13 protein-coding genes and 1 tRNA gene are annotated in these 12,393 nt (G+C 68.9%); 4 read left to right on the top strand and 10 right to left on the bottom strand.

Going from position 1 to position 12,393, the window contains the following annotated elements:
• Positions 1–13 precede the first annotated feature (13 nt).
• Positions 14–1,843, top strand: a complete 1,830-nt coding sequence (locus tag AC1DSO_RS23200) for a glycoside hydrolase family 9 protein (RefSeq protein ID WP_477071064.1) — start codon at positions 14–16, stop codon at positions 1,841–1,843.
• A 195-nt stretch (positions 1,844–2,038) separates the two neighbouring features.
• Here AC1DSO_RS23200 and AC1DSO_RS23195 read toward each other — a convergent pair whose 3' ends face one another.
• Entirely contained in the window at positions 2,039–2,629 is a 591-nt protein-coding gene (locus AC1DSO_RS23195; RefSeq protein ID WP_477071063.1) for a winged helix-turn-helix domain-containing protein, read from the bottom strand.
• 119 nt (positions 2,630–2,748) lie between these two features.
• On the opposite strand from AC1DSO_RS23195, the gene AC1DSO_RS23190 reads away from it, so the two are divergent.
• Entirely contained in the window at positions 2,749–3,819 is a 1,071-nt protein-coding gene (locus AC1DSO_RS23190; protein ID WP_477071062.1) for a S41 family peptidase, read from the top strand.
• On the opposite strand, the gene AC1DSO_RS23185 is transcribed toward AC1DSO_RS23190, so the two are convergent.
• Positions 3,816–5,798, bottom strand: a complete 1,983-nt coding sequence (locus AC1DSO_RS23185; protein WP_477071061.1) for an alpha/beta hydrolase family protein — start codon at positions 5,796–5,798, stop codon at positions 3,816–3,818. The genes AC1DSO_RS23190 and AC1DSO_RS23185 overlap by 4 nt on opposite strands.
• Before the next feature lie 126 nt (positions 5,799–5,924).
• On the opposite strand from AC1DSO_RS23185, the gene AC1DSO_RS23180 reads away from it, so the two are divergent.
• Both AC1DSO_RS23180 and AC1DSO_RS23175 read left to right on the top strand, forming a co-directional pair.
• Positions 5,925–5,999, top strand: a tRNA-Gly gene (locus AC1DSO_RS23180).
• Between the two features lie 104 nt (positions 6,000–6,103).
• On the top strand, positions 6,104–6,703 hold the full coding sequence (locus AC1DSO_RS23175; RefSeq protein WP_477071060.1) for an HD domain-containing protein: 600 nt from the start codon (positions 6,104–6,106) through the stop codon (positions 6,701–6,703).
• A 121-nt stretch (positions 6,704–6,824) separates the two neighbouring features.
• Here AC1DSO_RS23175 and AC1DSO_RS23170 read toward each other — a convergent pair whose 3' ends face one another.
• From AC1DSO_RS23170 to AC1DSO_RS23135, 8 genes are all read right to left on the bottom strand, one after another.
• Positions 6,825–7,715, bottom strand: a complete 891-nt coding sequence (locus tag AC1DSO_RS23170; protein ID WP_477071059.1) for a TraB/GumN family protein — start codon at positions 7,713–7,715, stop codon at positions 6,825–6,827.
• Between the two features lie 78 nt (positions 7,716–7,793).
• Positions 7,794–8,717, bottom strand: a complete 924-nt coding sequence (locus AC1DSO_RS23165; RefSeq protein WP_477071058.1) for an alpha/beta fold hydrolase — start codon at positions 8,715–8,717, stop codon at positions 7,794–7,796.
• A gap of 83 nt (positions 8,718–8,800) precedes the next feature.
• A complete protein-coding gene (locus tag AC1DSO_RS23160; RefSeq protein WP_477071057.1) occupies positions 8,801–9,478 on the bottom strand; it encodes a hypothetical protein in 678 nt (225 codons plus the stop codon).
• 26 nt (positions 9,479–9,504) lie between these two features.
• Positions 9,505–9,699, bottom strand: coding sequence for a helix-turn-helix transcriptional regulator (locus AC1DSO_RS23155; RefSeq protein WP_477071056.1), 195 nt, complete (start codon positions 9,697–9,699; stop codon positions 9,505–9,507).
• A complete protein-coding gene (locus AC1DSO_RS23150; protein WP_477071055.1) occupies positions 9,696–10,280 on the bottom strand; it encodes a hypothetical protein in 585 nt (194 codons plus the stop codon). Before AC1DSO_RS23150 ends, AC1DSO_RS23155 begins: the two co-directional genes overlap by 4 nt.
• Positions 10,281–10,396: 116 nt before the next feature.
• The gene (locus AC1DSO_RS23145; protein ID WP_477071054.1) at positions 10,397–10,699 is read right to left on the bottom strand and encodes a hypothetical protein; all 303 of its coding nucleotides are present in this window, start codon (positions 10,697–10,699) and stop codon (positions 10,397–10,399) included.
• A gap of 147 nt (positions 10,700–10,846) precedes the next feature.
• Positions 10,847–11,740, bottom strand: coding sequence for a TraB/GumN family protein (locus tag AC1DSO_RS23140; protein ID WP_477071053.1), 894 nt, complete (start codon positions 11,738–11,740; stop codon positions 10,847–10,849).
• 171 nt (positions 11,741–11,911) lie between these two features.
• Positions 11,912–12,393 (bottom strand): dihydrofolate reductase family protein (locus AC1DSO_RS23135; protein ID WP_477071052.1); only part of this gene is annotated, 482 nt, incomplete at its 5' end.

Below are 12,393 nucleotides of genomic sequence, written 5' to 3'. Positions count from 1 at the left end.
CTGTCTTGTTTCGCTGCTGGCCCTGACCAGCGCCGCGCGCGCCGACGACACGCCTCGCCCCATTCGCCTGAACCAGACGGGTCTCGAGACCCTGGGTCCCAAGCGCGCGGTGCTGGCCGATCCTGCGACCACGCCGCTGGACTGGACCCTGCTGGACGCGTCAGGCGCGGTGGCCGCCCAGGGCAAGACAAAAGTATTCGGCGACGACGCCGCCTCGGGCGAGCATGTCCACCAGATCGACTTCTCGGCCTTCCGACGGGCCGGCGACGGCTATCGCCTGAAGGCCGGCGCGGCCGAGAGCCGCCCTTTCACCCTGCGCGCCAAGCCGGACGGCAAGCTGACCCGCGCGGCCCTGTCGTTCTTTTACCAGCAGCGCGCCAGCGTGCCGATCGAGGCGCGTTTCGTCGAGCGCCCCAACCTGGCCCGCCCCGCCGGCCACGCCCCGGACAGGGCGACCTGCTTCGACCAGGCCGACGAGCGGGGCCAGGTCTGGCCGGGCTGCGACTACACGCTGGACGCCAGCGCCGGCTGGTACGACGCCGGCGACCACGGCAAGTACGTCGTCAACGGCGGCGTCTCGGTCTGGACCCTGGTCAACGCCTATGACCGCGCCGCCGTGCTCAAACGCCCCGCGGCGCTGAGGGCCCTGGGCGACGGCTCGCAAGCCCTGCCGGAAAACGCCAACGGGGTTCCTGACATCCTGGACGAGGCCCGCTTCGAACTGACCTTCCTGCTGGCCATGCAGGTCCCACAGGGCAAGTCGCTGCAGGTTCCCGTCGGCAAGCAGACACCCTTGGGCGGCAAGCTGAAACTCACGCCGATCGACGCCTCCGGCATGGCCCACCAGAAGATCGCCGACCGTTACTGGACCGGCCTGCCGACCGCCCCGGCCGACGACAAGCAGGTGCGCTATCTCTATTACCCGACGACGGCCGCGACCCTGAACCTGGCCGCCGTCGCCGCCCAGGCCGCGCGCGTGTGGAAGACCATCGACCCGGCCTTCTCGGCCAAATGCCTGGACGCCGCCCGCCACGCCTTCGCCGCCGCGCAGGCCCATCCCGACATCTACGCCATCGGCCCGTTCACCGGCAGCGGCGGCTATGGCGACGGTGACCTGACCGACGAGGTCTACTGGGCCGCCGCAGAGCTCTATGCGGCTACCGGCGAAGCCTCGTACGAGAAGGCCCTGCGCGCCTCGCCCCTGTTTCTGGCCTCGCCGACGGCCGGCGCGCGACCAACGGGCGATATTGGCTGGAGCTCGGTCGGCGCCCTGGGCACGATCACCCTGGCCCTCGCGCCCAACGGCCTGAAGCCGGACGAAGTCGCCCAGGCGCGCGCCAACCTCACGGCCAGCGCCGGCAAATACCTGTCCGACGACATCAGCCAGGGCTACGCCCTGCCCTATGCCGCGCCCGGCTATCCGTGGGGGTCGAATTCGGCGGTGCTGAACCGGGCCGTGGTGCTGGGCCTGGCCCACGATTTCACCGGCGAGATCGCCTACCGCTACGGCGCGGTGGACGCCCTGGACTATGTCCTGGGCCGCAATCCGCTGGACCGCTCCTACGTCACCGGCTTCGGCGCGCGGCCGATGCGCCATCCGCACCACCGCTTCTGGGCGCATCAGGCCGATCCGGCCTATCCCGAGCCGCCGGCCGGCGTGCTGTCCGGCGGCCCCAACTCGACCAGCATGGGCGATACGGTGGCCAAGGACATGAAGGGCCAGTGCCGGCCCCAGACCTGCTGGACCGACGACTACCGCGCCTTCACCCAGAACGAGGTGGCGATCAACTGGAACGCCCCGCTGGTCTGGGCCTCGGCCTTCCTGGACGACACGGCGCGATAGAACGATCTCTGCCTCGAGGTCCAGATCAAACCTTTTCCCTCGTCATCCCGGCCGCAGCGAAGCGGAGAGCCGGGACCCAGGGGCTACCGCACTGGGCTTGGCCCCTGGGTCCCGGATAGCGCTACGCGCTTCCGGGATGACGAGGGTTTGAAGTTTCAATTGCCGATCCCTCAGTCGCTCAATTCAGAGCGGACCTCAGCGCTGGACGAACTCACGCGGGATTTCGGGCGGGACGCAGCCCGGCGACGAGGGCCTGGGCGGCGCCTCCTGCGCGGCGGACGGGACCCCCACGCCGCGGATCACCTGGACCTGTTTCAGGCAGCGGCCGTCGGCCGTACGCTGCATGCGGATCTTGCGGATCTCGAACTTGCGCGGCTCGGCCGCCTTGACCCAGGCATAGGCGCCGACGCTGCCCGCGCCGCCGACGGCGATGGCCAAGGCGGCGCTGGCCGCCACCCAGGCCGGCCCCAGCGACCAGCGGTGCGCGGGCGGATTGGAGCCGGGCGGCTCCTCGAAGATCCAGCGATAGCCCAGCTTGGGCACGGTCTCGATGAAGCGCGGCGCGCGGGCGTCGTCGCCCAGGGCGCGGCGCAGCTTGGCCACCGCTTGGCTCAGCGCCTCGTCGGAGCCGTCGACCTCGCCCCACACCGTCTCGATCAGGTGACCGCGCGAGGCCGTCAGACCCGGCCGCTCCACCAGGGTCAGCAACAGGTCGAAGACGCGCGGCTCCAGATTGCTGGCCCCTGAAGGGGCCCGGACCCGACGGCTCTCGACGTCGATCGACACCTCGCCGAACGCCATCCGCGGGCGGGGTCGGCATAGTTCAGCTTTCCGAGAGCTTTCCGTCAGGACTTCCACGCGCCGATCATCCCCCATGCGTCCGATCACGCATAAGGAGACGAACTGTGCGGCGCAATTTGGTCATCGCGATCGGGACAAGCCTGGCCCTCGTCACATTCCACCCAGCCCTGCCCCAGGAGCCGCCCCCGCCGCCCGCCCCAGCGTCGGTCGCCGCCTCGCCGGCCGACTACGCGGCGGCGGTCGAGAGCCTGGCCGGCAAGCTGGAGACCGCCTATGTCGAGCCCGCATACGGCAAGCAATACGCGGCGATGCTGCGGGCCAACCAGGCCGCCTACGCGCAAATCACCGACCCGGCCGCGCTGGCCAAGCGCCTGACCGAGGATCTGCGGGCGGTGCATCCGGACAACCATCTGCGGGTGGCGCTGGGCGGTCCCGACGGCGGTCCCGGCGCGGGTCCCCGGCGCATGCGCATCGGTCCGGGCCCTGGTCCTGGTCCTGGTCCTGGCGGCGGAGCGCGGCCGCCCGCGATCGAGGATCCCAAGTGGATCGCCGACGGCGTCGCCTACATCAAGTTCAACATGTTCGACGGCTCGCCCGAGACCCTGGCGACGCTGGACACCTTCATGAAGGAGCATGTGGACGCCAAGGCGATCATCTTCGACGCCCGCGCCCATCGCGGCGGCGGCCCGGCCGAGATGAACGTCATCCTGCCCTACCTCTACGCCCAGCCGACGCGGCTGGTCGGCATGGACATGGCCCAGTCCATCGTCGATGCGCGCGGCGACCCGACGCAGGGGGATCCCAACATGCGCCCGGTCAGCGCGCCCCAGGGCGTGCATCGGCGCGAGCATTGGGTGACGCCCAACGCCGAGACCCGCCTGCGCGACGCCAAGGTCTTCTACCTGACCTCGCCCCGCACCGGCTCGGCCGCCGAGCACCTGGCCCTGGCCTTCAAGCGCACCCACCGCGCCACCCTCGTCGGCGAACACACCGGCGGCGCCAACCACTTCGGCGGCTTCGAATCCCTGGGCGCGGGCCTCGCCGCCTTCATCCCCGTGGGCCGGACCTTCGACCCGGACACCAATTGGGACTGGGAAGGCGTCGGCATCCAGCCCGACGTCGCCGTGCCGGCCGAGCAGGCGCTGGACAAGGCTCTGGAGCTGGCGAAGGGCTAAAGGCCCAGCGAGGCCTTCAGGAACGCGTCGGCCTTGTCGAGCAAGGTCGCGCGGGCGGCGGCGTCGTTCAGCTGGTGATTCAGGCCCGGGAACTCGACCAGCTCGGCCTTGCCGCCCGCCGCCTTCAGCCGCGACAGCATCAGGCGAGACTCGCCGATGCGGACGTTGGAATCCTCGTCGCCGTGGAACATCAGCACCGGCGCCTTGATCCGCTCGGCGTTCTGGGCGGGCGAGCCCTCCTTCACGTGCGGCCCCCGCCCGATGAAGGCGTCGGTGATCTTGTAGTCGGTGAACACCCGCCGCTCTTCTCGCAGTGCGTCGAGGTCGGTGACCGGCGCCACGGCGACGATGGCCTTGAAGAGATCCGGGTCCAGCACCGACGACTGCAGCGCCGCGTAGCCGCCGTACGACCAGCCGACGATGGCCAGCTTGCCCGGCGCGGCGATGCCCTGGGCCGTCAGCCAGCGGCCGGCGTCGTTGACGTCGCCGATGGCCGTCTTCCAGGACTGGAAGCCGTTCTTCTGGAACCACGCCTCGCCATAACCACTGGAGCCCCGATAGTTGGGCTGCAGGACCGCATAGCCCTGGTGGGCGAAGAACTGGGCCAGCCAGTCGAACCCCCACTCGTCGCGCGAACTGGGCCCGCCGTGCGGCAGCACGATCGCCGGCAGGTTCTTGCCGTCGCTCCCCGGCGGCAGGGTCAGATAGGCCGGCACCATGGTTCCGTCGGCGGCCTTGTAGCTGACCGGCTGAACCGGCGAGAGCTTGAACGCGTCCAGTTCGGGTCGGTCGGGCATGACCTCGCTGAGCTTCTTGGCGGTCTTGTCGAACAGGTAGTAGCGGCCGGGATCGACGTCGCTGCCGGCCCATAGCAGCAGGCGCGCGCCGTCCTGGCTGGCGTCGACGAAGTGAACGCTGGGATGGCCCGGCAGCGCCTTCGACAGGGCGTTGGCCAGACCTTGCAGCGCCGGGTCGAAGAACACCGCCTGGCGCTTCTCGGTGGCGAAGCTGGCGCCGACCACCCGCCGGTCGCGACCGATCCGGATCAGGCGATCGACATCCACGTCGTCACGGGCGAGCAGCACCTCGCGCTTCAGCGTCCCGTCCAGACCGACACGGACCACCGCCTGGCGGCCGTTCACCCATTCGTAGCCGTAGGCGGCGTTGAGGTCACGGTCGACGGCGACGGGCGCGAAGCCGGTGTGGGCGTCGTCGTCATAGGTGCTGAGCGGGGTCCACGCCCCGCCGCCGGCGGGACGATACAAGTAGTTCACTCGCGCGGTGCTGTAGCCGACATTGGTCCTGGGCTGCTGGCCGACGATGCGGACCGCGCCGTGCTGGTCGGAGATGAACTCCACCGCGTCGCCGCGCGGCGGCTCCACCGGCGTGCGAGCCAAGGTGGTGCTGTCGACCCGCTCCACGCCCACGCCTTCGCGCTGGTTGCCCAACAGCGTTCCGGTGGTGCCCTCCTCGGCATAGTTGCGGGTCATCAGCACCGCGCCGGAGGCGTCGTCGGCGAGCCAGTCGATCACGCCGCCGCCGGACTGCTGATAGCTCCAGACGAAATTGCGCGTGCGGGCGCTCAGCTCCACCACCTTGCCGCCGTCGGCGTTGAGGGCCGCCAGCCGCGAGAAACCCAGCTTACGGGCGTCGCGCACCAGCAGCATGTAGATGTTGCAGGCTAGGCGCGTGTTCGACACCCAGCCGCAATCGGTGACCCGATCGGGATTGCCGCTCGACGTCAGGATCGGCTTGGGCTGGCTCGACCCGTCGAGCGGCGCCACGAACAGCGCCGTGGCTTGTCTGTTCGCCAGGGCCTGCACCAAGGCCACGGACTTGCCGTCGGGCGACATGCTGGCGTCCACGACCCTTTCGCGCGCGCCAAAGGCCTTGGCGGCGGCCGACGGTTCCGCCTGGACAGACGGCGCCAACGCTGAGAAGGCCAGGCCCGCGACCAGTCCGTACGAAACTCTCGACATGCGACTCTACCTGAAATGGGCGCCCCGATATGAGCCCACTAGAGGTCAAGCTTGCCGCGAAAATCAAGACGCCGCATCGGCCGCTTGAGTAGCCGCCCGAGCCGGGCTAAACGGAGCGTCCCTTTGGCGGGCGTAGTTCAGAGGTAGAACGCAAGCTTCCCAAGCTTGATGTCGGGGGTTCGATTCCCCCCGCCCGCTCCAAGGTCCCTTCCTCCTCCCTCCGCCCTTTGTTGAACGCCCCCTTTGTTGACCATGGGCGCCTTCCGGCGCACGATCGCTCAAACAGACGTTTGGGAGAGAACGCCATGGCCGACGGCGAGGATCATCCGCGCGCCCAGTTCCACGCCATGACCGACGGCACGCCGCAGGACTGGGCGATCATCGCCGAGGCCTCGATGGAGTTCGGCCGCGAGCTGCCGACCCGGCTGATCGCCCACCTGGGCCTGCTGCGCGGCGACTGTGGCGGCTTCGCCATCGACCGGCTGGAGCACAGCCTGCAGACCGCGACTCGCGCCCACCAGGCCGGCGAGGACGAGGAATATGTCGTCTGCGCCCTGCTGCACGACGTCGGCGACATCCTGGGGCCGCGCAATCACGCCGACATCGGCGCGGCGATCCTGCAGCCCTTCGTGTCGGAGCGGAACCACTGGATGGTGGCCCATCACGCCATCTTCCAGGGCTACTACTTCTTCCACCACCTGGGTCTGGACCGCGACATGCGCGACCAGTTCCGCGGCCATCCCGACTTCGAGCACACGGCCAAGTTCTGCCACGTCTACGACCAGGAAGCCTTCGACCCCAGCTTCCAGTCGATGCCGCTGGAGGCCTTCGAGCCGATGCTGCAGCGGGTGATGAGCGCGCCGAAGCGCTCGATCTACATGCCGGCGCGGGCCGCGGCGGAGTAGACGCCCCCTCCGGCCCTCCGGGCCACCTCCCCCGCTTCGCAGGGGAGGAGGAGATCATCCTCCCCCCGTGCAACGGGGGAGGTGGCGCGATGCGCAGCATCGTCACGGAGGGGGCGCTCCCCTACTCCACCCGCTCGGCCTTGATCCCCAGCTTGGCCAGCTGCGCCTGGAGGCTGTCGGGCCCCACCAGGTGACCCGAGCCTACCGCCACGAAGCTGACACCCGAGCCGGCCAGCTTGGTTTTCAGCTGCCCCGCCCAGTCCTGGTTCCGCTTGACGATCAGGAGCTCGTAGAGCTCGGGATATTCGCCCTTCATCTCCGAGATGAACTCGCGCTCCAGTTCGGCCGTGTCGCCGGCGGCCCAGGCGGCGACCATCTTGTCGATCTTGCCGACACCTTCGTCCACGTCGTCCAGGGTCGCGCTCAGGAAGTCGGCCTCGGTCTTGGCCGGCAGGTCGGCGAAGAAGCGGATCTGCTGCTCGGGGGTCTCGAAGGCGTTCTGGGGCTTGCCGGCGGCCTTGACCTCCTGGGTCAACACCTGCTCGACGCCGCTCTTGGGATCGTAGCCAGCCTTGATCACCGGGACCATCGCCAGCGACACCGCCGCCAGCCACGGCCGCATCATGTCCAGCATCTGGGGCGGCACGCCGCCGCCCTGGGCCAGCGCGCTGGCGTGCTGGAACTTGTCGGGCGCGATCTTGGTCGACAGCGGGTGGGCCGGGTCGAGGCCGTATTTCAGGACCAGCGGCTGCATGGTCGCCGGATCGTCGGCGCCGATGATCTCCAGCGTCAGGTCGCCGCTGGTCTTCAGGGCTTGGTCGATCTTGGCCGAGCGCCATTGGGTGTCGGGCTTCAGCACGTGGATCGTGCCGAACAGATAGAGGGTCGAGTCCTTGTCCTTGACCGCCCACAGCGCGGGCTCGGCCAGGGCCGATCCGGCGAAGCCTAGGGCCAGGACCGAAACCAGACCCGCCGCGACACGACGAGCCGACCGACTAAAACTGAGCAGCATGGGATCCCCGTTCGACTTGCGGCTTAAGACTTGAAGCGCGCCGCCGACGGACGCAAGCGTCGTCGGCGGCTCCAGCGGCTACTTCAGGAAGGCGTCGACGGCGTCGGCGAAGGCCTTGGGCTGGTCCAGCATGATGAAGTGACGGCTGTCGTCGATCCGCTTCAGGCTCACGCCCGGCAGGGCCGCATAGGCGTCGGCATAGGTCTTGTCGATCATCGCCGTCGGCGCGCCCATGGCCGGGTCATAGGGATAGAGCAGCGTGGTCGGGGTCTTGATCGCGGTCAGGTCGCCGCGGGCGTCGGTGGTCAGCAAGTCGTACATGGCGCGGCCGACGACCGACTGGGACGAGGCCTTGGACCACGCCAGCGCCAGCGTCTGGCCCTCGGGCGACTTGACGAAGCGCGGCATGGTCATCGCCTGCTGGCTGGCGAAAGCCTCGGGACTCATGGCGATCGTCGCGTCGCGCATGGCCGCGGCCTGCGGCTTGACGCTCTCGACCGTGGCGGCCGGCGAGAACAGCACCGAGAAGAACGGCAGGCTGTCGACGACCATCAGCCGGCTGACGTCCTCGGGGTGGCGGCGGGCCAGCAGCAGGCCGGTGAAGCCGCCCATTGAGTGGCCGATCACGGCCGGCGATTTCAGGTGCGCCGACTTGATGTAGCCGTCGACGGCCTCGACCAGGGGCTCGACCACCGCCCCCTCGGCGTTGCCGGCGACCGGCGCCCCGGCGAAGCCCGCCACCTGCACGACGTGGACGCGGTGCGTGGCCGACAGCTGCCTGACGGTGGCGTCCCAGACCGCACCGGACGAAGCCAAGCCGGGGATCAGGACGACGTCAGGACCCTTGCCGGCGACCGTCACCGAAATGCGGTCACCACCGGCGGCTCCGGCCGCCGGAGTAAGAGGAAGCGCGTGGGCGTGGTTGCCGCCGAACACGCCAATGGCGGCAAGGACAGCGACGAAGATGGCGAAGAGGCGGAAACGAGGCGTGGGTCTACGCATGACGTTCTCCTTGAATGAAGCGTGCGAAAGGGTTCGGCGACGGGCGCCGAGCGGATTGCGAAGGTTGGAAGACGATCGGAGGTCTAGCTGGCCAGGCCGCGGCGCCAGATAACGACGCCGGTGATCGCGAGGTAGGCGGTCATCATCACGGTGGCGACGTCCCACAGGGTCAGGACCGGCAGCAGACCCAGCTTCTCCCCCGCCGCCCACAGGAACAGCGCCCCCAGCAGGATGACGAAGGTCACGGCCGAGATCTCGGCGGTCGCCCGGCGCATCAGCTCGTCACTCTGGATCCAGATGGTGATGTTGCTGGCGATCTGGATAAGGAACAGGGCCAAGAGGCCGATCATGGTCGCCGAGGCGATCAAGGGCGGGACTGGATCCAGGGCGGCCCGGACGATCACCGGCGCGGCCAGCATCAGGCCAGCCAGGGCCAGCACCCCGCCGTTCCGGGCGTAGAAAAGCGCCTGGACCGAGGTGGCCGGACGGCCACCCTCCGGATCGATCCGACGGCCCAGAGCGCTGCGGCTGGCGCTGACGATCATGGTGATCGCGCCGACGCCCAGCAGCAGCAGGGCCAGAAAGAGGGCCAGCACATCCGACCAGCCCAGGTCGGGCGCGGTCCAGACGCCGGCGTCCTCCAGCCGAGCCAGATACTTGCCGACCAGATAGCCGAGCGGCGCGCCGACGACGGCGAAGACCAAGGCGCGGGCGGCGCGGTTCGAACCGAGCGGCGTGGGGGATTTGGAGGAGAAAGTCATGGTGGTGTCCTCGAAGCAGGCGGGCCTCAGGCCTCGTCCTGGAAGATGGTTTCGATGGCTTGGCCGAAGAGACGGGCGATCTTGAAGGCCAGCGGCAGGCTGGGATCGTACTTGCCCGTCTCCAGGGCGTTGATGGTCTGGCGGGAGACTTCCAGGCGATCGGCGAGGTCGGCCTGGCTCCAGTCCCGCTCGGCGCGCAGCACCTTCAGGCGGTTCTTCATTGGTACCGCCTGCGGATGAGGGGTTGGCTGAAGCCCCAGGCCAAACAGAACAGCGGGAAGACCAAGTACAGCGGCGGGTTGGGAACGACCCCAGCATTGCTCAGGAACCCCCAGACCGTGGTGACCGCCAGGACCGCGCCCAGGCCCCAGAGCATCGCCTCGACGTGGACGGCGCGCTCGAACTCGTCAGGCTCTTCCTTGAGGTAGAGGCCCATCGCGACCAGCACGCCCAGGATCGGAATCGCCGGCGCGGCGGCCACGATCCACAGCAGCGGCCCCACCAGCTTGGTGTCGCGCAGCAGGCTGAGCGAGCCGATCAGGACCAGGCTGTAGGCGACCATCGCCACCGCCAGGCGGCGGCGATAGCGCTTCATGACGGGACCGATCCGGTGCGCCTTCAGGCGCGCGGAACCGATATAGACATAGGCGATGTAGACGAGGATCCAGACCAGCATCGCGACCACGAGCGCCGGCCGCTTCAAGGCGTGGGTGATGGCTAGGAAGAACGGGATGGTCGACAGCGCCACCGCCCCGAGCCCGAACAGCACCCACTGGAGCCGTTTCGGTTTTTCATCTTCCATGACAAGCACCCCTCTCAATTTGACAAGGATGCTTGTCACATCAAAGCGCAGTCATGTCAAGCGTAGTTGTCTTTTTGTCTGGTGATAGCGACTAAACGACGGAGACGCTTGACGTCTCAGGCGGCCTTGCGGCCCAGGAACGGGTCGGCCGGGAGGGCGTCGCCCGTCACGCCGCGCCAATGGATGGCCTCGAGGCGCTTGGCGGCCAAGGCGCGTCCTAGAACGCCGGGGCGCGGCCGGCTCACGACCTCCCAGCCGTAGCGCGAGAAGCGATCGCGGAAGTCGGACCAGCGGATCACTCGCCCCTGGCCGTCCTGCCGCCAGACCGCCTTGTCGCAGCCGGGGATCCGGGCGCACCGCTCCCAGGCGTCGACGCGGCCTTGCAGGATCAGGAACGGGTCTTGAGCAGTACGGGCCAAGACGGCCTCCGTGAACTTTCCGCTTCCTCCGCGTCGGGCGGGACTGAGTCGCGCCTCAGGAGGACAGGGACTAGAATTTGTGTATTCGCACCGAGTGTCCACCAGATGTGGTGCGGCGGGTTGCCGCGCGACAGGCGCTGCGACAGGTCACTGGACCCTGCGGACCGCATAGCCGCGGGCCTTCATCAGTTCCGGCAGCCCTTCGGCGCCGGCCATGTGCAGGGCGCCGACGACGACCAGCTCGGTCCCCCGTCCCTGCCGCATCTCGGCGTCCAGCCGATCGGCCCAGGCCAGGTTGCGGCGTTGCAGGAGGGCGTCGTAGAGCGCCGGGCGCTCGGCCTTCATGCGGCCGACCAGCCGCGTTCCCAGTCGCCCCATGTCGCCCTTCAGCCAGGCGCGCTCCAGGACCACGCCGTCGCGCGGCGGCGACAGCTGTTCGCGGGCGACGTCGTCCAGATAGGCCAGCTCGGCCTGTTCGGGCAGGTCGGCGAAGATGCGCAGCTGCTGTTCGAACGTCTCGAACGCAGCGATCGGCTTGTCGGCGGTCCGGGCGCGCTGGGTGGTGGCCGAGTCGACGCCGCTGGCGACGCTGCCGCCCGCCTTCGTCATCGGGGCGACCGACAGCATCATCGCCGCCGCCCAGGGCCGCAGGCGCTCGACGCGCTCCAGCGGCACGCCATCGCGATCCAACACCGGCCGCAGGGTCGCCAGCGCGATCGGTGAGAGCTTCTGGGTCAGGGAGCGGTCGGGATCGACGCCGTAGCGGTCGACCAGAGCCTTCACCTGGTCGGCCGGCAGATCGGCGCGGGTCTCGAACCAGACTCGGTCGGCGGCGGCGTAGGCGCGGTCGAAGGCGGCCGTGCGCCAGCGGACGTCCGGGCGCAGCACATGCATCGAGCCGAACAGATAGACGACGGAGTCCTTGTCGCGGACTTCCCACATCGCCGGAGCAGCGCTGGCCGCGCCACCTCCCAACAAGAAGGTACAGGCCGTCCACGCCAGACCCGCCGCGATCGCGCCGCGCGACAGGCGTCTCAACACGCCACGAAACATCACTGCAAGGCCCGACCGAAACCGAGCCCTGAGATAAGCGCGAGTCTAGCGAGCCATAAGTGAACGCGGCCCGCGACCTAACGCCCCAGCCAGGGCCAATCGACCTGCATCTGGCAGGTACAAATCCTACTGCCTTCCTGGCCCTGAGCCTCGGCGGGCTCAGCGGCGGACGCGGTAGCGGATGTGCGTGGCCTCGGGCGTATCGATCACCCGAACGATCTCCAACTCGACGCGCGAAGGTAAGACGTCGAACAGTCGGCGGCCACGTCCGAACAAGACTGGAATCTGATGTATTTGCAGTTCGTCGAGCACACCAGCTTCCAGCGCCCGTTGCGCCGTATAGGCGCCAAGCATCAAGACGTCCCGGTCCCCGGCGGCGGTCTTCGCCTGCGCCATTGCGCTCGCGATCCCGTCGCTCACGTATTTGACCAACGGATAGTTCGCGACAGATGGCCCGGGCGGCCTGTGACTGGGTACGAAGATCGGGACACCCTGATTGTCACCGCCCCAGTGATCGACCTGCTCCACGGTTCGCCGCCCCGCCAGAATCGCACCGGGCGCGTTCCATTCGTCCCAAAGCTGTCCGACGGGTCCGGTCGGCCGGGAAAAATCCCCGTACCACTCGTGCAGCCGCATAAAGT

The organism is Caulobacter sp. P4_E5, from assembly GCF_056401555.1.
The sequence above is the reverse complement of the archived record's forward strand: the minus strand, read 5'-3'. Positions and strand labels throughout refer to the sequence as shown.